The organism is Helicobacter mustelae (assembly GCF_900476215.1).
Lineage (GTDB): Bacteria > Campylobacterota > Campylobacteria > Campylobacterales > Helicobacteraceae > Helicobacter_H > Helicobacter_H mustelae.
This window is the reverse complement of record NZ_LS483446.1, coordinates 134,856-152,628: the sequence shown is the minus strand read 5'-3', so window position 1 is coordinate 152,628 and position 17,773 is coordinate 134,856. Positions and strand designations below refer to the sequence as shown.

The following is a 17,773-nucleotide window of genomic DNA, read 5'->3' as shown; positions in this document are numbered from 1 at the left end:
GGAAAATGCCAAAAAATTTAATTCTGAGGAGACTTCTCATTATGAATAAAAAATTCCATCAACCTTCTTGGGCGGAGAAAACCTGGGCAAATAGCAGCACAAATAAAAATGATTGCACAGATATAGCCAATGCTCCTAGTATAGGCTATTTCAAAAGGCCCTTAAGGGCCTTTGGCTCCTCTTGCTTCATCGCCTCTACGTTGGCATTTACTCTACAAACTGCTTTGGCTCAAGCAAGCACTACCACAAGCAATGCCCCCATTACCATTGACTCTGATAAGAAAGAAATTCCTGAAACGATTAATATCACTACTCCCAATCAAACAGCCATTGAATTCAAACCTACAAGCGCTACAACAAATCCTATTACAGCGCATTTAAAACAAAATACCTCTACAGTAACAGTGACAAGTAGTGTTACTACAGGGACAAATACAGGAATTGGCCTGGCTAGTGATGCGCAATCCGATGTTGGACTTATCATTACGGGTAAAAATAATACTACTAGCAGTGGAGGAGGTGGCACAGCCACCACCCCAAGCACTAGTGATGGCAGCATATTATTTAAAGGATTCAAAGCAGGGGATAAAATCATCAATTTTACTGGAGGGAGTCTGACCTTTGATAAGGTTTCTATAGCTGTTGATGGGCAGAGCACAACTGCCACACAACCCCAAGCACGCAGTGCAGACTCTTCCGCTGGGGCTAGCGGAGGGACTCTAGCTAGTGGTGCGAGTTATGGGATCTACAATGGTCCAGCAGCTAGCAGTGGAGGAAGTGGCAGCAGCAATGGCGCAACTGGCCTGATTTACAACTTTGGTACTACTACTTTTACAAACATCCAAGGAAAAGAGGGAGGATCTGCCATCGGAGTATGGATGGCAAATAATGCGACTTTTTCTGGAGTGCTAAAATTTGCAAACATTCAAGGAGGGAATGGTACTGCTAGTAGTGATGGGGGAGATGCTATTGGGATTGGCAACCCTGATGCAGCCAGCTCTGGCAGTGGTGGCACACAGCCTCTTGTAACCGCTAAGAGCGCCCCGTCACCAACTACCAGCAATCCCAAGCAAGCAGTGACTTTGACATTGAATAATGCGCAGGCTAGCTTCCATCTCGTAGGCGGCAATGGCGGAAGTGGCACAGCGACAGAAGGAAGTGCCACTGTAACTGCTGCAACCACAGCTAGCACTACCACAGGAGCACAAAATGGAAACGGCGGGAACGCGATTGGGATTGCTGGAAGCAGTGCTAGTGATATCATAGTCAAGTTTGGCAATGGTGGCAGCGTCATCACCCCTGATGTTGCTAAACCTGACTCTAGTCAAAACAACTCCCTTACCTTCACTCTCACTGGCGGTAATGGAGGCAAGGGCAATGGTGGCAATGCTATAGGCATCATGATAAACCAAAACGACAGAGGTGTTGTTTTAAATGGCCCTGGAAAAGTGATTTTCTCACAGCTTACCGGGGGGCAAAAGGGCTCTGGTGAAAATGCAACTGCGGGCAATACCTACGTCATCGACAACCAAAGCACGAGAACACAAAGTAATCCTCCTGGAAGTAATATGCCTACAGGACCAGTTCCTGGCAGCATCATCCTAGAGGGAGGAGCGCAGATCATTGTCGGCACAGATCCTAGCAGCACAGGCTCTAGTGGGGGAAGCGGCAGTGACACAACTACTCCCTATGCAGCGATTTTGGTCAATGACACTGGCAAGACTGCCAATTTCAATTTTGGCGAGGGCGGTGCCACCATGGTCACCAAGCTCCACCAAAATAGTTCCATCGAGGGTATGGAGCTCCAATCAGGGAATGCAAATGTTACAGGTAATTTTGCAGTCTTTGGCGGCCATGTCAAAGCAAGCCAAAATGATAACAATCGCGAGAACGCCATAGGTATCACCGTAGGCAATAATACCACCCTCACTGCAACAGGCAGCGGTCTCAATCTCGCCGTCATCGGAGGTACCGCGGTAAGCATCAATGCTCCTGGTGGCAGTGCTAATGGTCTGCATCTTGGCGCGAGTAATGCCATAGGCATTGCGCTCAAAGGCGGAACACTTGGAGGAGGTGTGTTCAAGCTAGCGGTAGCGGGGGGCAATGGTGCCAAACAAAACACTGGCAGCAATAATGGTGGCGATGCCATAGCCCTCCTTAATGAAGGGAATAGCAAGATCGAAAATAGCAACATAGAGATTAAACTCTCTGAGGGGAATGCGGGCATCCAAGTCATCAATCCAGTAGCCACCACAGAACAGCCCGTAGTGCAGGAACATAACAGTAATGATGGTATCGCATGGGCACTCCAAAACCAATCTGGCACACTCACGCTAAAGAACTCCACGCTCACTGTGGGTCGTGATTCTACCCCTAGCGTGCGTGCGATCATCGCAGATGGAGGTGGGGGAGATATCTATAACTTCGGAACCGGTGAGAATAAAACAATTGCCTCACTGACTCTAAGCCAACCCACCACGCAATCCCTAGCATCTAGCAAAGATGGTGCACAACAAACAGAGCCGACCAATGTCGCAGCCGTGGTAATCAATACGCTCAGCGACGCAGTCGTATTCCAGGGAAATGCTAGCTTTTCTGTGACCAATGACAAGACTGGCGATGCCTATGGCATCATGGGATCACAAAAAGAATTCAAGCCAACACCACCAGCAGCGCCACCAGCACCGAGCGCGCCAAAGGCACCGGCTGCTGTCGTCCTTGCCAGTGACCCAGCTCCTGCAGCACCTGATGCAAAAAACAGCGATCCCGCTTCTGTGTTGGTCTTTGGTATAAGCGAGAATTCAACCAAAGACAATAATGATGCTAGCAAGGTGGCAAATATCACCTTTGCAAACATTACCGCAGGCAATGGGAACAGCCAAACAAATTCCAAAAACGGCGGGCAAGCCGTGGGCATCGTTGGCAGTCAATATGGCAGCACTGCACTCATCTTTGAAAACAATAGCACTGTGACTTTCCAAAACATCCAAGGTGGCAATGGAGGAAGTGGCGGTAATGGAGGCAATGCCACAGGCATCCTAGTGGGTACGAACAACAAACCCGTAGTGTTGAGCGGCCAGGGCAAGATCATCTTCTCACAACTCACAGCAGGAGCGGGTGGGGCTAATGAGGCAAATGCCAAAGCAGGCACTGCTGGCATGACCTATGTCATCGACAACCAAACCACCCAACCCGCTAGTCCTCCCAATCCTCCAAAAGCTCCGGCAACTCAGAGTGATGGAAATTATGGAGTCGTGATTGAAAATGGTGCTCAGATTGTCGTTGGCACCACCCCCACAGAGCAAAACCAAGGCACAGATAGCACATCACCCTACACTGGCATCATAGTCAATACCAACGCCAACACAGTGAGCAACTTCAACTTTGGCAAAGCAACCACATCCAATTTTGACAGCGGCACATTCATCTCTAGCGAAGCACAAAATGTCTCCACAATTGGGATGGATGTCAAACAGGGCAAGGTCTACGCAAAAGGCGTCCTCACCGTAGGCGGCACACCCACTGGCACTGTGGATGACAAAACTGTCACAGGGATACAGCTCAGCGGTGGTACGCTCACCTCTGCAAGCCCTACTACAGAGAGTGGAAAGCAAGCAGACTCGCTCTCCGTCTATGCCGGTGGCTATGCTGGTGGTAAAGCTCCCGCACAAGAAAATGGCGCAATCACTGTAACGGCACCCGGAGCTATGGTGCAGGGGGCGAAAATGGCAGGGCAAGATAACTCCACTGCTACCAGCGCTGCTGCAGGCAACGGAAACGGTGCTGCTGCAGTAGGCATAGCCATCAATGCTGGCGCTACACTTGGTGGTGGTACTTTTAAATTTCACGCACAAGGTGGCAATGGCGGAAGTGGCACAGGCAATGGTGGCAATGCTACAGGCATCGCGCTCGAAGGCGGTAGCATCGATGGCAGCCAAGTCGATGTGATTGCCATAGGTGGCAATGGCGCCAAAGCCACTAGCGGGACCAATGGTAATGGAGGCGATGCCATCGCCATCGCAAACTCTGGCAATAGTACCATCAAAAATGCCATCATCAATGTCAATATAGCCGCTGGAAAAGAAGGCAGTCAAGTGCAAGACGCCCCCAAACCCCAAGTGACCCCACCACAAGCTAATGACTCTGGTACCTCAAACAGTCAGACTAGCGATAAATCTAACTCCTCCAGCACTCCTTCAGCGCAAACAAAGGGAGACCAAGCGACAAATAGCGCTGACACCTCACCCAGTAGCCCACCTTCCCCCGCTAGATCTGAAGACAGCCCAGCCCCACAAAGCCAAGTCAATAGTGTCGCTCAAGGCTCTAGCCATGACACACAAGCAAGCGGTGCTAGCGGAGAAAGTGGAGGAGATAGCACACAAGGGGCGAAACAAGCTAGGAGCACTGAGATCGTACTCGCAGCAAACACGGCAGAAAAGGATCCGGGGATTGATGCGGGAGTGGGGAGTGATGCAACACCTCCAAAGAATGCAGCACAAGATGCTACTGCAGGCAAAAATGGCTTACTCTATGTGATTAAAAACACATCTGGCACGCTGACTCTACAAAATAGCTCCATCAATGTCCCAGCTATAAACTCCACGCAGGCAGCAAATAACCCACCCAAAGCCATCATCACAGACAATCTAGGTGGCGACATCTATGACTTTGGCAAAAGCACGGTGGCCAGCTTCGTCGCTGAGACTGACAATCTGGCTGCTATCGTGCTTGGGGCTAGCACCAATATGCAGGGAAATGCTAGCTTTTCTGTGCATAGCAAAAGCGGCCTAGTAGCTGGAATCATAGCAAATAGCAAAGCAACTCCTAGCACTCCTGGGGTCAACGCAGTAAGTAGTGGCAATTCAACTAGCCCAAGCACACAGACTAGCCCTCTCACGCTCACACTTGGCGCTAGTACTGACACAAATGGCAAAACCACACCAGCCACACTAACTTTTGACATCGCAGGCGGTAATACTGCCAGCACTCCATCTGCAACCTCCGCTGCTTCTCCCTACAATGCCTATGGCATCCTAGTCAAAGAGCATAGCTTCAATCTAGAAGGCAAGGGGGATATTATCTTTAGCAATGTGGGGCAAAATGGAGCGATAATCGCTGTAGGCACCACTGTCCCTGGCATCAATAGCACTAGCACTACTTCCAAAGACGCTGTGTTACCAGCAACCACCACAGGTGCAACTCTCAATATCAAAGAAGGCGTGCGCATCATCGCAGGATCTGCCCCGAGCATGCCTAGAGGTAGTGGACGCATTGGCACGACTGTGATTTACAACAATCTTTCTGGCACAAGCTATGTATTTGGCGAGGGTAATAACTCTACTAATGTCCTGGCCAATGGCACTGGAAACTCCACGCTCACAGCCTTTGGTGCTGCACAGAGCGCTAATATTAGCGGGAATTTAGAAGTCAGAAATACCGACAGCTCTGACAGCCCCAATGGTACAGGGACTTTCACAGGTATAAGCATCAGCGGTGGCGTTGAGGATACGGTGCTAAATATTGTAGGCGCCACCAAGGTCAGTGTAAATGCCAACCCAGCTACATCTACACCCGCTCCTGCACCTCAAACTCAACCTAGCAATCAGGGCACTACTGGAAGTAGTGGAAGCACCTCTACTCCAACACCCTCCAAGCCAGCCCCACAAGCCGATGACACAGGCAAAGACACCACCAAGGTAGCCGACGCTGCAGGTAAAACCTCAGAAAGCCAACCCCAATCCCAATCCCAGCCCACCGCTGGAAGCACAGACCAAACTCAAGGCTCTTCCACTCCTGAAGTAAAATCCAGCGATCAGACCCAACCAGATCCTACCAAAACTATAGCGCTTGCAACAGTGTTAGCAAGCACTACAAATAGCCCTATCAATGTCGTGGGGATCGAGACCAAGGGAAATGGTGGCACCATAAACCTTGATGCAAATCTCATCATGGATCTTACAGGCAACACCGCCACAGGTATCAAAATCAATGGCGGTGCCCTCAAACTCTCTGCAGGTCCTGCAAGCACCACAGGAGCAAAGACAGGAAGTACAGATGTCAGACAACTCATCATTCATGCCACTTCTACTAAAGCCGGTAGTGCTGGCCCAGTGATTGTAGATGGAAGTGTGGGAACCCTCATTGTAGGCAAGAATGTCAGTATCGTAGGCAGCAATAATACTAGTGCTGTGAGCTTTAGCACAACTGCTGGGAATGGAAAAGATAGCAGTGGCTCTACTGGAAGCAATAATACACAGGCTAGCCTCTATGGTAATGTGGCTAATGCACAATTTAAGCTAGGAAATACAATCCTAGATAGCAATAACTATGGAATCTATGCAGCACAAAATACTAACATCTCCCTAGCAGCAAACACCACGCTCAATATCACAGCACAACAAGCCTTTGGGGCAGCAAATAATGCAAATCTCAATGTGGCATTGGTAAATAGATCTGTGATTGAGATCCATGGTCAGGGTGGGACCATCAACACCCTAAGCTCAGATAAGGACACTTATGGAGCTGTGGTCTCTCTAGCAGGAAATAAACAAGAGCGAAGCATAAATACCACCTTCCGCACACTCACCATCAAAAACATCACTGCAAATCACGTTGATTTCAAAGTAATGGGCACCACCAAAGATTTAGGAACTGGCAAAAACAATGCCTTTGCTAGCATAGAGGATATTGGCAAAACCACCACAGCAGCAGGCACTGGCAAGACTCAAGGCAGTACTAGCACAGTTGTAGTTGCTGGAGGAAGTGATAGGATCATCATAGAAGGTGCCAATCAAAATAGCACTGCAAGCACTCCCAATGGTGGAGCTAGTGATTCTACCAAGGCGGCAGATAGTGGGAATGGATTTCAGAGAATTTCTGTTACCCAGCCAGGCTCCTTCTCTGTCAGTGGCGCTCTAGCTACCCCTGCGCCTTCAGCTACTCAAACCCCTGCAAATGTGCTCAATGAGACACTTAGCATTGGATTTATTAATGCCAATAGCTCAAGTAAGAGCCCCCAATATGCAGTCCTTGCAGAAGTCAAAAATGGCGCAGCAAATTCTGTGATCTTCAATGGCTTGAATAAGCAAGGAGATACTACAAAAATCACAAGTATCCAAGGCTTTGATCAAGGCATCTTTACTTTGGGTCGCAAAGATGTAAATGGCAATGCTTATTATTACACCAATCTAGCAGATAGAACCATTAGCCTCATGGCAGGAGCAAGGGATGCTACTCTAGCAGCACTTGCTAGTGGATATCAGCTCTATCTAGCCAATATCAATAGCCTCAATAAACGCCTAGGAGAGCTTAGAAATAATCCCAATGCCAATGGTCTATGGATTAGGCTCTTTAATGGTGAGCAGGTTACAAGATTTGCAGTAGATAGTAAATCTCTCTACACCACGCTGCAGGGGGGTTATGACTATGCCTTTGGAAGTGAAGGAGCCAATAACTATCTAGGATTTGCCATTAGCTATGCCAATGCAATCACTAGCACTAAGAACTTTGTGTTTGAAAATCAAGTCTTTGGACTCAAGGATGGCAATAGCAATGCACTGGAAATTGCACTGTATAACTCCTATGTACAAGATGGTGCAAGCAAAGATACCAAATGGCTCAATGGATTTTATAGTGATAGTGTGATAAAGCTAAGCATCATTTCTACATCCCTGCAGATGCAAGGACAGAATAACAAATACAACACCAATAATGCTGCCTTCACCTTCTCAGAGGAGATTGGTTATCGCTTCTTGCTAGGAGAGAATAATGAATGGTATATCACACCACAAGGAGAGGTGGCACTGGGTTATTTCAATAGCAATCAATTCACCCAAGCGCTCAATAATAACACTCTCTTTGGCAAGCAGGAAGCCATTATTACAGTGCGAACTCGTGCAGGTGCTAGCTTTGGCTATAAGTTTGATAAATTCACAGAGGGCAAGGGCTTTAAATCTGAGATTTATCTAGGTACATTCTATAGAGGTACCTATATCAGTGGTGGACAGGTCAACCTAGTATCTGCATATTCTGCCACTACACTCACTCCCTTTGTCTCAGGCAATGGCTTCTTGCTCAATCTGGGGACTAACTTCCTCATCAAAGACCATCACCGAGTCTATATTGACCTAGAGAGAAGCTTTGGTGGCTCCTTCATCACCAATTATCAATTCAATGTGGGATATCGCTATAGCTTTGGTGAGAATAAGGACTACAAGCCGATAATTACCACACAAACCAACCACGTTAAGAAGGATGAAGCCAAAGACGCTGGAGAGAGGGAGCAAGAGCAGGAAAAAGAGACCCATCCACTCGATGAAAACATACAGAGCACACATGCTCCAGAGACTCCATCACAAGATGCTCCAAAGACTAAGGAGGGAGAAAAAGGAGCAGAAGGATCACCTATAGAGAATACGCCTACTAAGGATGCACAAACACCAGCAGAGCAATAACTCTGCTAATATCCCCCTACCTTCATCGCGTGGGTTTTTCTCACGCGATCTGATTTTTGAGAACTCACCCCATAGACAGGGTATTTGGTATTCATAGACCTCTAACCTTGCAGTTTTTGCAAAATCACCCCTACTATTTTTTTGTCTCTTTATTGTTTTCTTATATCTTTTATTCCTGCTTGGTATTTTTCCTTTTGAAAAGCCAACGTTTTTGATGAAAATTTTTACACGATTCAAATCCCAATAAAAACCACACCACCTACAAAACTTAAAAACCAGCACACAGGATGAAAAAAAGAAGATTTACATTCAATGAAAGTCTTTTGAGAGGGCTTAGAATAGATTCTAGGAAACCACAGGGAAAAATAAAATCCAGCTTTTTAAAAAACCAAAATGGCGACCCCTGAAAGATTTGAACTTCCGTGACTACCGAGAAAGGGTAGGATCCTTGGCCACTAGATGAAGGGGTCTTGTATATTTTCTTATTGAGATGGCGGAGCGGACGGGGCTCGAACCCGCGACCCCCTGCGTGACAGGCAGGTATTCTAACCAGCTGAACTACCGCTCCAAGAAGTGGTGGTCGCTATAAGACTCGAACTTATGACATCTACCTTGTAAGGGTAGCGCTCTACCAACTGAGCTAAGCGACCAAAAATAAAGTAAGAATAATGAAAGAGAAGTAAAAGTGGTGACCCCTAGGGGACTTGAACCCCTGTAGCCACCGTGAAAGGGTGGTATCCTAACCGCTAGATGAAGGGGCCACTTCTACACCTAAAATGGTGACCCGTGTTGGATTCGAACCAACGGCCCATTCCTTAAAAGGGAATTGCTCTACCGGCTGAGCTAACGGGTCTTATGGCAGTTTCATAGCTTCCATCTAAAAAGGCAAATTATATAGAGTTTTTTTTTCAAAGTCAAGGACATGGAGTGAAATTTTGCAGAAAAGAAAGAAATTCTTGCAAAATCATGGAACAGCCCTTTTGCTGAATCTGCACCCTAGTGCCAAAAATTCGAACTTGCAAGATCTTTTTTGCACCGCTTCTATGGAGAATGCCCAAAAAGATCTCACCCACCTTCTCCCCGCTAGGCCCAGCAAATCCACTGGATGCAAGCGCAAAATCGCTGTCAAAACAAAGCAGAGCGCCTCTTAGCATCTCTTGTATGCATTCCTCACTCACCGCACCATAGCGCGCCAAGGTCTCTGCTCTCACACCCAAAATCCGCATCTTTGCCTGCTCTGCATAACTCACCACTCCGCCTGCTAGAGCACTGGATGCCCCAGGGATCTGGCTGAAGTACTGCGTAATTAACCCTCCTGTAAAACTCTCTGCAATCCCCAGCGTGCAGCTTCGCCCTAGCAAATGCACTAAAATCTGATGGGCGAGTACTTGGGTATGGAGGTGGATTTGCGCGATGCTGGAATTTTTTTGCACAGCATGGCTCTTATGGATTGCAAGAAGGTTTTGATTCTTTTGGATTGTGCGGATTTGCGTGATGCGAGGCATTTGGATTGCGGGGATAAATTTGCGCACTGCTGAGATTGGCCCAAATCTCCCCTGCCCCTCCAAGCCAGAGGGAAAATCCCTATTTTGACCCTTCAAAAACTTCCAAATGTAGTAGGGGGATTTTTGCAATCTACATCCCCAAAGTAAGCACATTCCAGAGTCCTTGAACTTCCCTATCCTCTAGACTCAAGGTAGATTTTTGTGCTAGAAATTGCTCAATTGCCTCTTTCTCAAAACTCTGAGCGCTTTGCAGGCAGGAAGGATGGGCAGGAAGGAAGGCTCTAGCTAGCGCGATATGCCCCAAAAGCTCCTTCTCGCACAAAAAACAATGTCCCATCTTTGGCATCCTGCCCTCAAAATCTAAAAGCATCGCATACATCTCGACAACCACGCGCATAGGGTTTTGCAATTCCATCTTAGCAGCGGCATATTCGAGATTTTGATAATAAAAGCCATCCACATCCACCACATCATGGAAATGTCGATGCAATAACTGGAGAGTATGCTGCCAAATGCTTACGCGCTCCCTCTCGCGCTCCCAAAAAAAATTCAACCCCGTGACATTTCGCAATCTTGGCAAAAAATTGCCACTCATTTCCCTTTCAAAATCAATCTTTTTGCCCAGCTGGATGATGCTATGCCTAGCCCCATAAAATCGATACAGCTTCTTGATTTTTGCGGGCGTGAGAATAGAGAGAATGATGTCTTCATTTTTTTGCGGAGTGATGTTTAGGATATAGCCCTGCAAAAAACCCTCACTTTAGCAGATGCTGGGCTAAGATGACTCCATCCACACCCATTTTTGCAATTTCTTCAATTTCTTCAATTTCTTCAATAATACAAAGAATTTTTGTGTCCAAAAGATACTCCTCTGCGATTTTTTGATATTTTTCTGGAGATTTTTGCACAATCACATATTTTGCATTTAGGGCCGCATAAATCAAAAGCCCTTTGATATTTTCAATCCTCACAGCATAGGGGACATGATTTGCCAAGCAGTGATGGGAGAGCTCATACATGGCATCACTTTGAGCATCAAACCACACAAGACCCTGCGTGCCATCCACCTCTTCTAGGCTTTGGATTTTGTGAAATTCCTCACAAGCAATGGCATAATATCCAAAAATTAGCATTATGCTCCCTTTTGCTCACAAGCTTTTGAGCAGTAATGCTTGCCATTTTTTAAGAGCATTTCTTTGTTGCTAGCAAATACACCACATGCTGCACACTCTAGCATTTCCTCTTCATTTTTTTTGGATGAGACGATGGGTTTTTTTTCACGAAAAAAAAACCAAATCCCCCCAAGAATTAGCAAAAGCAATACAAAAAATTTCACGATTCCTTCCTTTCATAAAAATAAATCCTCTGCCCTCTGCGCGGATATCCCTCCACACTCCTGCCAAGCTCCTGGGAGAGATTTTCCCCTTTGTAAAAAAGATAATGGCCACCAACTTGCAATAAATGCGAACAGCTTGCAATGAGGCTTGGCGCATCCATCACCGCGCGTGAAGTAATGAGATCTACACATCTTCCCCCCACTTCTTCTATGCGCATTTTTTTGACCTGGATGTTGGAGAGACCAAGCTCTGAGCTCACATACTGCAAAAATGCAGCGCGCTTATTGCGTGGCTCTATGAGGAGAAACTCGCTCCGTGGGCAGCAGATGGCAAGAGGAACAGCAGGGAATCCCGCACCACTGCCCACATCAATACAGCGCGAAAAGCTCTGGATGAATTCTAGAGGATAGATACTATCTAGCAGATATTCCTCTGCAAGCCTTGGGGTGAGATTGCCACTGAGATTGTGGATCTGATTCCATTCTAGCAGGAGGTTTATGTATGTCAAAAAGGCCTCTTGATGCAAATCTCTCATAAAATTAGCATCCCATCACCATAGGAATAAAATCGATATTTTTTCGCAATGGCCTCTGCATAGAGGTTCTTGCAGGTATCAAGCCCCACCATGGAAGCCACAAGCATGATGAGGCTAGATTTTGGCAGGTGAAAATTGGTAAGCAGCGCGCTTGCTTTTTTGGGAGGATTGCCGCAATGCAAAAAAATATCACAATCCCCCACATAATCCCCCTCTTGCCTCAAAAGATCTCTTTGGGAGAGAAATTCCACCGATCGCAGAGCCGTGGTGCCAATGCACAGGATCTTTTTAGCCCCTTCAATCAAAGAGAGATTGGCCGCGCTGACCCAAAGCTCTTCGCTATGAATCTCATGCCCCCTGATATCCTCACTCTCCACACCCAAAAAAGTCCCAGCACCCACATGCAGCGTGACAAAGGCATGGGGATAATGCTGCAGGGCAAAATCTCTCATCCTAGGGGAAAAATGCAAAGAAGCAGTAGGGGCAGCGATGGCACCATGATGGGTGGCAAAGACGCTTTGATACTCTTGCTCATCTGCACTTTCATCCGCGCGCTTGAGATAGGGAGGCAGGGGGATGTGACCGATGGATTCAAAGAGGGGGGCAAGATCTCTGATGGGGCGGCCGTGGTACAAAAATTCCACGATTCGCATGCCATGATCGAGCAATGCACAGACCTTGGCGCTATAACCATGGGGGAAATGGATGTGCTCCCCTACCTTCACTCTGCCTCTAATCTGCACCAAGGCACCATCAGGTAGGCTTTTGTGATAGAGCAGCTCGATTTTCCCCCCACTACCCTTCTCTCCAAAAATCCGAGCCTTGATGACCTTGGTATCATTGAAAACCAAGGTAAAATCCCGCGGGATGAAATCAAAAAGGGCATCAAAATGTGTATGAGTGATTCCACCGCTTTTGCGATCATAGACCAGTAAACGCGCATCTTCCTTGCGCTCTAAGGGGTATTTTGCAATCAATTCTTGGGGCAGCGCATAATCATAGCTTTGCAGAGAAAATTCCCTCATGACTTCTTCTTTGAAGGGAGCTTCTTGGGTGGGAGTTTTTTGCTCTGTGGAAGTTTGATGGGCTCTTGTTCCCCTGCCTCCTGGGATTCTTTTTCACTCTCTGTGGCCTCTTTTTGGGGATCTTTTGGCGCGGGGTTTACCCAGGCTACGATAAGGATGGAGAGCCCATAGAGGAAAATCAAGGGGAGGGCCATGAGCACCTGAGAGAGGACATCTGGAGGGGTGATAATGGCTGCAATAATAAAAATCCCAACAATGGCGTATTTAAAATTTCTTTTTAGTGTTTGATCGGTGATGAGATCGATTTTTGCCAAGAAAAATGCCAAAACAGGCAACTCAAAAGCAATGCCAAATCCTAGGACAAAGCGAGTAAAAAAAGTAATATAGTTTGCTGCAGTGATATTGGCGGTAAATTCATCATTTCCAAACATCAAAATGTATTTGATCGCATAGGGAAAGGCCAAGAAATACGCAAATGCCACACCACAAAAAAACATCAAACTGCCAAAAAACACAAAGGGTAAAACGATCTTTTTTTCATGTTTGTACAATCCTGGGGCGACAAATGCCCAAATCTGCCAAAAAATCACAGGGATAGAAAGCCCCAAAGCAACAAAAAAACTCACCTTGAGTGCCACGATGATGCCCTCTGCTGGCGCAGTTTGGATTAGCATACCCTGGACCTGCCCATCAAAGGCCCCTTCGATGGGTTTTTTGATATATTCAAAAATCTCGCGCCAAAAATTAAAACATGCAATAAAAACGACAATGAGGGTCCCCACTGCGATCATGAGACGCTTGCGCAAATCCTGTATATGGGGTTTTAGATCTTCAAACATTATGCCTCTTTTTTATGATTTTTTAAGTTTTGGCGCTCTTTTGTGGCAGGATCTTTTGGCAATTTCTGGGTTATGATTTGTGTGGTGGATGGATCCTCAACAATAGAAGTAGCAATAGAAGTGGGCGGATCTTTTGTGGCAACTTCAGTAGTGGATTCTTGGAGCTTGGTGGCAGTGGATTCTTGGGCGATTTCTTGAGCTGTTTCAACAGCGATGATTTCCACAGCGGTGGGATTGGCGGGCGCAATTTCAGCTGTGACTTCCGCGGCTTTTTTGGCACGGGGTTTTCTTCCGCGGCTTTTGGTGGAATCAATGATAGTGGGCGTGGTGGCGACTTCTTGAGCTGTGATTTCAGTACGGGGTTTTCTTCCGCGCTTTTTTGCAGGCTGCTGGGCAGTCATTTCAGCGGTAGCTTCAGTGTTGGCAGCCTTTTTTATTCCGCGCTTTTTAACAGAATCAGCAGGGAGTTTTTTGATAGGCTTTGAAGAGGAGTCTACAGATAGGATCTGGGTTTTGAGATCTGTAATCTCTTGCACACCCTCACGTATCTCCTCTTGATAATCTTTGAAAATCTCATGTATATCTTGGAGCTGGATGTCTTTGGTAAGCTCCGCTGCTTCTTTCTCAAAATGGGCTTTGTATTCCAATGCTTCTTGCTTGAGTTCGCTAATCTGGAGTTCTTTGTCAATGGCTTCTTTTGCATCATCAATGCTGCGCTTGATGGTTTTGAAAAACTTCACCGTATCTGCAATGAATTTGGGTAGCTTTTCTGGGCCCAAAAAAATCACCGCCACAATCAAAATCACCAAGATTTCAAATAGATTCAAACCAAACATCTTGCACCCCATAAAAATACCCTAATTCTATAATATTTTTGAAAATATCAGAGGGAGGATGTGGGAGCGCTAGCATATTTGGCTAACCATTTAGCCAGAGGATTTAGACAGTGCTAAAAAACACAGACAAAAGCGTTAGATCAAGGTGGTGGGGTGCAAAATTGGTTTTGAAAAGGGGCTTTGTGAAAAGATAGGGATTTTTTGAAAAAGAACAAGAAAAAGGGATAAACCTTGTGTTGTTTCAAATGGATATACTTAGCATGTCAAATTTCACCAAAAGGAACAAACATGCGAGAGATTAGCTGTGAACATATCACTCAAACCATCAAAGACCTCTGCATAGAGGCCTGCTGCATTCAAACCCCTGATATCAAAAAAGCTTTTCACCAAGCTTATGAAAAAGAAAGCTCAGAGCTTGGCAAAAGCATCCTAAGCACCCTTATAGAAAATGGAAAAATCGCGCAAGAAAAGATGAAACCCATTTGTCAGGATACAGGGATGTGTGTGGTGTTTGTGGAAGTGGGTCAGGATGTCCACATCGTGGGGGGGAATTTCGAAGATGCCATCCAAGAGGGAGTGGCGCAGGGCTATATGCAAGGCTACTTGCGCAAATCCGTCGTAAATGATCCAGTTTTTGAACGCAAAAATACTACAAACAACACTCCAGCTGTGATCCACACACAAATCATCCCAGGAGATCAGATTCATATTATGGTGGCAGCCAAAGGCTTTGGCAGCGAAAACAAAAGCGTCTTGAAGATGCTAGTACCCGCAGATGGACTAGACGGAGTAAAAAAGGTGTTCTTAGAGGCTGTAAAGCTCGCAGGGCCCAATGCCTGCCCTCCCATGGTGCTAGGAGTGGGAATTGGCGGCACAATGGAAAAAGCAGCAATTCTTGCAAAAAAAGCTGCATTGCGTTCTATAGATTCTAAAAATCCCAATCCCCAATATGCAGAGCTTGAAGAAGAATTACTAGAGCTTGCCAACAAAACTGGCGTGGGACCCCAGGGGCTAGGTGGCAATACCACAGCCTTTGGCGTGAATATTGAATGGTATCCCACACATATCGCAGGACTTCCTGTAGCAGTAAATGTAAACTGCCATGCTGCAAGGCATGCACACAAAACCATCTAAGGAGAAGACATGGCGACAATAAAAATCCAAGCACCCTTTGACAAAGAGGTGATTAAGACACTTAAGGCAGGCGATAATGTGCTTATTTCTGGGAGCATCCTAGCAGCGCGCGATGCAGCGCACAAGGTGTTGACTGAGGCCCTAGATCGTGGGGAGAAATTGCCCATAGACCTCAAAAACCAAGTCATTTATTACCTAGGGCCAAGCCCAGCAAAGCCTGGCGAACCCATTGGATCTGCTGGGCCTACAACCAGTGGGAGAATGGACAAATATACTCCGGCTATGATTGATCAGGGTATCAGCGGGATGATTGGCAAGGGATATCGCTCTCAAGAGGTGATTGATGCTATCATAGCAAACCAAGTGGTCTACATGGTGGCGGTGGGAGGTGCAGCAGCATTAATCTCGCAAAGAATCAAAAAATATGAAGTGCTCGCGTACCCAGAGCTAGGACCTGAGGCAGTGGCAAAGCTCACAGTGGAGGATTTTCCAGCGATTGTGGCAATTGACTGTCTAGGGAATAATTTCTATGAGATAGGACAAAAGCCCTATCAGAGGATTTAGCCATTGGCCTTTTTGTATTCCATAATCATGGCATAGACTTCGTCTTTTAGGCGGAGTTTTTGCTTTTTGAGGCTTTCGATCTCTAGATTGCCCATCACCTCGATGCCATCTTCTGCATTTTTGATCTTTTGATCGAGTTCATTGTGTTCATTGAAAATTTTCTCAAAGTGGGCATTACTTCCTTTTAGTTTGGTGATCTCATTGCGATATTCATGAAACATTCTAAGCTCCTTGATTTTGATGCTGATATTCTAACACAGTTAAACCATTTTAAAATGACTTTTCCAAAGGCTGACAGAAAAGCATAAGCAAAATCCAAAACAAACAGTAAGGCATTGCGTGTGCTTGAAACAACCAACATAAAGCTAAACTAACTCTTAAAAACCTGGCATTTTCCTTGTTGATGTCTTTCCCATTTGCCTTCTTGTTTACTTTTTTTATTTTTTCAAAAATTACCCTAAATTTCCTACTTCCTTGCCGCTTGGTGCGAGTTTTGCACTACAATGAGATATCTAGTTTTGCCCTCTCGCTTAAGGAAGGTTTCATGCAAAGATATTTGCTCCCTTTTATTTTTTGTGCTTTTTTGATGGCTGACAACCCCAAAGATGGGGTTTTTGTGGAGGGGGGATTCATCATGGGTATGGTCAAGACAGAAGCGCGCATGATCCCAAAAACCACAGTCTTGGCACAGCAAAACAAAGCTACCTTAGCACCTCCTTCCATTTCAAACCCACAAAATCTCCTAGATCGCGCATTTGGAAACAGCGTCTCTGGCAGCGCGAAGACATCAGATTTTGGAATTTTTCTCAAAGGAGGGATTGGAATCTCTGCCAATGGAGGGTCGAGCGGGTTAAGCGGAGGTGGAGGAGCGCCCCCCACCCCAGGCGCGCCAAACCTAGGTGCTCCAAATCAAGAACTGCAAAATCAAATCATGCATGAAAAGATCACGCAAAACTACTTTAACCGCGCAAACAAAGCACCCCTCAAGATCCCAAATAGCAACTCTCGCATGAATGGGGGCGTGAATATCATGGCGGGCTACCAGCACTATTTGAATGATATCTTTGGGCTGTCTTATTATGGGATTTTGAAGTACAGCTATGCAGGTGCACACAAAACCGTCGGTGCGGTGGAGCAGGTAAGTGTGGGGATAGGCACCAATCTCCTCATAGATTTTCACAACAAATTTATCGTATTCAAAGACAAGGATTCTGAGCATGTTTACCGGGAGTTTGTGAGCTCCATTGGGATGTTTGTGGGAATCAGGGGGCTGTGGAATCGCTATAGCATGCTGGGCCGCTTTGCTAGTGGGAGCAATCTCAACCTGGCCACAGGATTCAGTTACAGAAAGGGGCACTCTAAATATAGTCTTGGGGTTTCTGTGCCCATGATCTCCTATGATATCAAAGTGAGAACATTGGGAAACAGAGAGATATCCATCAAAGAAGGCCCTAGTCATTTCAATGTCTTCTTTAACTACGGCTGGGTATTTTAGAATTTTTGAAGCACTGGGGGGTGTGTTTTTTGCGTTTTTTGCAGAGGTTC

General features: G+C 46.3%; 13 protein-coding genes and 5 tRNA genes. 4 read left to right on the top strand and 14 right to left on the bottom strand.

What is annotated here, in order from left to right; genetic code table 11:
• The first annotated feature begins 41 nt into the window (after nt 1-41).
• Nucleotides 42-8,453 (top strand): autotransporter outer membrane beta-barrel domain-containing protein, encoded by an 8,412-nt coding sequence (locus tag DQN48_RS00690; protein ID WP_013022475.1) that lies wholly within the window; start codon nt 42-44, stop codon nt 8,451-8,453.
• Nucleotides 8,454-8,847: 394 nt separating this feature from the next.
• Here DQN48_RS00690 and DQN48_RS07620 read toward each other — a convergent pair.
• From DQN48_RS07620 to tatB, 13 genes are all read right to left on the bottom strand, one after another.
• A tRNA-Glu gene (locus tag DQN48_RS07620) sits at nt 8,848-8,923 on the bottom strand.
• Between the two features lie 21 nt (nt 8,924-8,944).
• A tRNA-Asp gene (locus tag DQN48_RS00685) sits at nt 8,945-9,021 on the bottom strand.
• A gap of 6 nt (nt 9,022-9,027) precedes the next feature.
• A tRNA-Val gene (locus DQN48_RS00680) sits at nt 9,028-9,103 on the bottom strand.
• 36 nt (nt 9,104-9,139) lie between these two features.
• Nucleotides 9,140-9,214 (bottom strand) — tRNA-Glu (locus DQN48_RS00675).
• 16 nt (nt 9,215-9,230) lie between these two features.
• Nucleotides 9,231-9,306 (bottom strand) — tRNA-Lys (locus DQN48_RS00670).
• A gap of 61 nt (nt 9,307-9,367) precedes the next feature.
• On the bottom strand, nt 9,368-10,087 hold the full coding sequence (locus tag DQN48_RS00665) for a CinA family protein (RefSeq protein ID WP_013022474.1): 720 nt from the start codon (nt 10,085-10,087) through the stop codon (nt 9,368-9,370).
• 1 nt (nt 10,088) lies between these two features.
• Nucleotides 10,089-10,706 (bottom strand): recombination protein RecO, encoded by a 618-nt coding sequence (gene recO, locus DQN48_RS00660; RefSeq protein ID WP_013022473.1) that lies wholly within the window; start codon nt 10,704-10,706, stop codon nt 10,089-10,091.
• A 7-nt stretch (nt 10,707-10,713) separates the two neighbouring features.
• The gene (locus DQN48_RS00655) at nt 10,714-11,091 is read right to left on the bottom strand and encodes a hypothetical protein (RefSeq protein ID WP_013022472.1); all 378 of its coding nucleotides are present in this window, start codon (nt 11,089-11,091) and stop codon (nt 10,714-10,716) included.
• Complete coding sequence (locus DQN48_RS00650; RefSeq protein WP_013022471.1) at nt 11,091-11,294, bottom strand: PP0621 family protein; 204 nt, start codon at nt 11,292-11,294, stop codon at nt 11,091-11,093. Before DQN48_RS00650 ends, DQN48_RS00655 begins: the two co-directional genes overlap by 1 nt.
• Complete coding sequence (gene rsmG, locus DQN48_RS00645; protein WP_013022470.1) at nt 11,291-11,830, bottom strand: 16S rRNA (guanine(527)-N(7))-methyltransferase RsmG; 540 nt, start codon at nt 11,828-11,830, stop codon at nt 11,291-11,293. The genes DQN48_RS00650 and rsmG overlap by 4 nt, the downstream gene beginning before the upstream one ends.
• Nucleotides 11,827-12,855 (bottom strand): tRNA preQ1(34) S-adenosylmethionine ribosyltransferase-isomerase QueA, encoded by a 1,029-nt coding sequence (queA, locus tag DQN48_RS00640; RefSeq protein WP_013022469.1) that lies wholly within the window; start codon nt 12,853-12,855, stop codon nt 11,827-11,829. Before queA ends, rsmG begins: the two co-directional genes overlap by 4 nt.
• Complete coding sequence (tatC, locus tag DQN48_RS00635) at nt 12,852-13,694, bottom strand: twin-arginine translocase subunit TatC (RefSeq protein WP_013022468.1); 843 nt, start codon at nt 13,692-13,694, stop codon at nt 12,852-12,854. The genes queA and tatC overlap by 4 nt, the downstream gene beginning before the upstream one ends.
• Nucleotides 13,694-14,530, bottom strand: a complete 837-nt coding sequence (gene tatB, locus DQN48_RS00630) for a Sec-independent protein translocase protein TatB (protein ID WP_049762166.1) — start codon at nt 14,528-14,530, stop codon at nt 13,694-13,696. The genes tatC and tatB overlap by 1 nt, the downstream gene beginning before the upstream one ends.
• 288 nt (nt 14,531-14,818) lie before the next feature.
• On the opposite strand from tatB, the gene DQN48_RS00625 reads away from it, so the two are divergent.
• Complete coding sequence (locus tag DQN48_RS00625) at nt 14,819-15,664, top strand: fumarate hydratase (RefSeq protein WP_013022466.1); 846 nt, start codon at nt 14,819-14,821, stop codon at nt 15,662-15,664.
• A gap of 9 nt (nt 15,665-15,673) precedes the next feature.
• Nucleotides 15,674-16,228, top strand: a complete 555-nt coding sequence (locus tag DQN48_RS00620) for a Fe-S-containing hydro-lyase (protein ID WP_013022465.1) — start codon at nt 15,674-15,676, stop codon at nt 16,226-16,228.
• Here the strand turns inward: DQN48_RS00620 and DQN48_RS00615 are convergent.
• Complete coding sequence (locus DQN48_RS00615) at nt 16,225-16,449, bottom strand: YdcH family protein (protein WP_013022464.1); 225 nt, start codon at nt 16,447-16,449, stop codon at nt 16,225-16,227. The two genes, DQN48_RS00620 and DQN48_RS00615, sit on opposite strands and share 4 nt — an antisense overlap.
• Before the next feature lie 365 nt (nt 16,450-16,814).
• On the opposite strand from DQN48_RS00615, the gene DQN48_RS00610 reads away from it, so the two are divergent.
• On the top strand, nt 16,815-17,723 hold the full coding sequence (locus DQN48_RS00610) for a hypothetical protein (protein WP_148213324.1): 909 nt from the start codon (nt 16,815-16,817) through the stop codon (nt 17,721-17,723).
• Nucleotides 17,724-17,773 lie beyond the last annotated feature (50 nt).

Bases quoted from the DNA above. Each gene is read 5' to 3' on its own strand.
- DQN48_RS00655 (WP_013022472.1), bottom strand. From the start codon at position 11,091: ATGCTAATTTTTGGATATTATGCCATTGCTTGTGAGGAATTTCACAAA.
- tatB (WP_049762166.1), bottom strand. From the start codon at position 14,530: ATGTTTGGTTTGAATCTATTTGAAATCTTGGTGATTTTGATTGTGGCG.
- tatC (WP_013022468.1), bottom strand. From the start codon at position 13,694: ATGTTTGAAGATCTAAAACCCCATATACAGGATTTGCGCAAGCGTCTC.
- queA (WP_013022469.1), bottom strand. From the start codon at position 12,855: ATGAGGGAATTTTCTCTGCAAAGCTATGATTATGCGCTGCCCCAAGAA.
- DQN48_RS00625 (WP_013022466.1), top strand. From the start codon at position 14,819: ATGCGAGAGATTAGCTGTGAACATATCACTCAAACCATCAAAGACCTC.
- rsmG (WP_013022470.1), bottom strand. From the start codon at position 11,830: ATGAGAGATTTGCATCAAGAGGCCTTTTTGACATACATAAACCTCCTG.
- DQN48_RS00615 (WP_013022464.1), bottom strand. From the start codon at position 16,449: ATGTTTCATGAATATCGCAATGAGATCACCAAACTAAAAGGAAGTAAT.
- DQN48_RS00610 (WP_148213324.1), top strand. From the start codon at position 16,815: ATGGCTGACAACCCCAAAGATGGGGTTTTTGTGGAGGGGGGATTCATC.
- DQN48_RS00690 (WP_013022475.1), top strand. From the start codon at position 42: ATGAATAAAAAATTCCATCAACCTTCTTGGGCGGAGAAAACCTGGGCA.
- DQN48_RS00620 (WP_013022465.1), top strand. From the start codon at position 15,674: ATGGCGACAATAAAAATCCAAGCACCCTTTGACAAAGAGGTGATTAAG.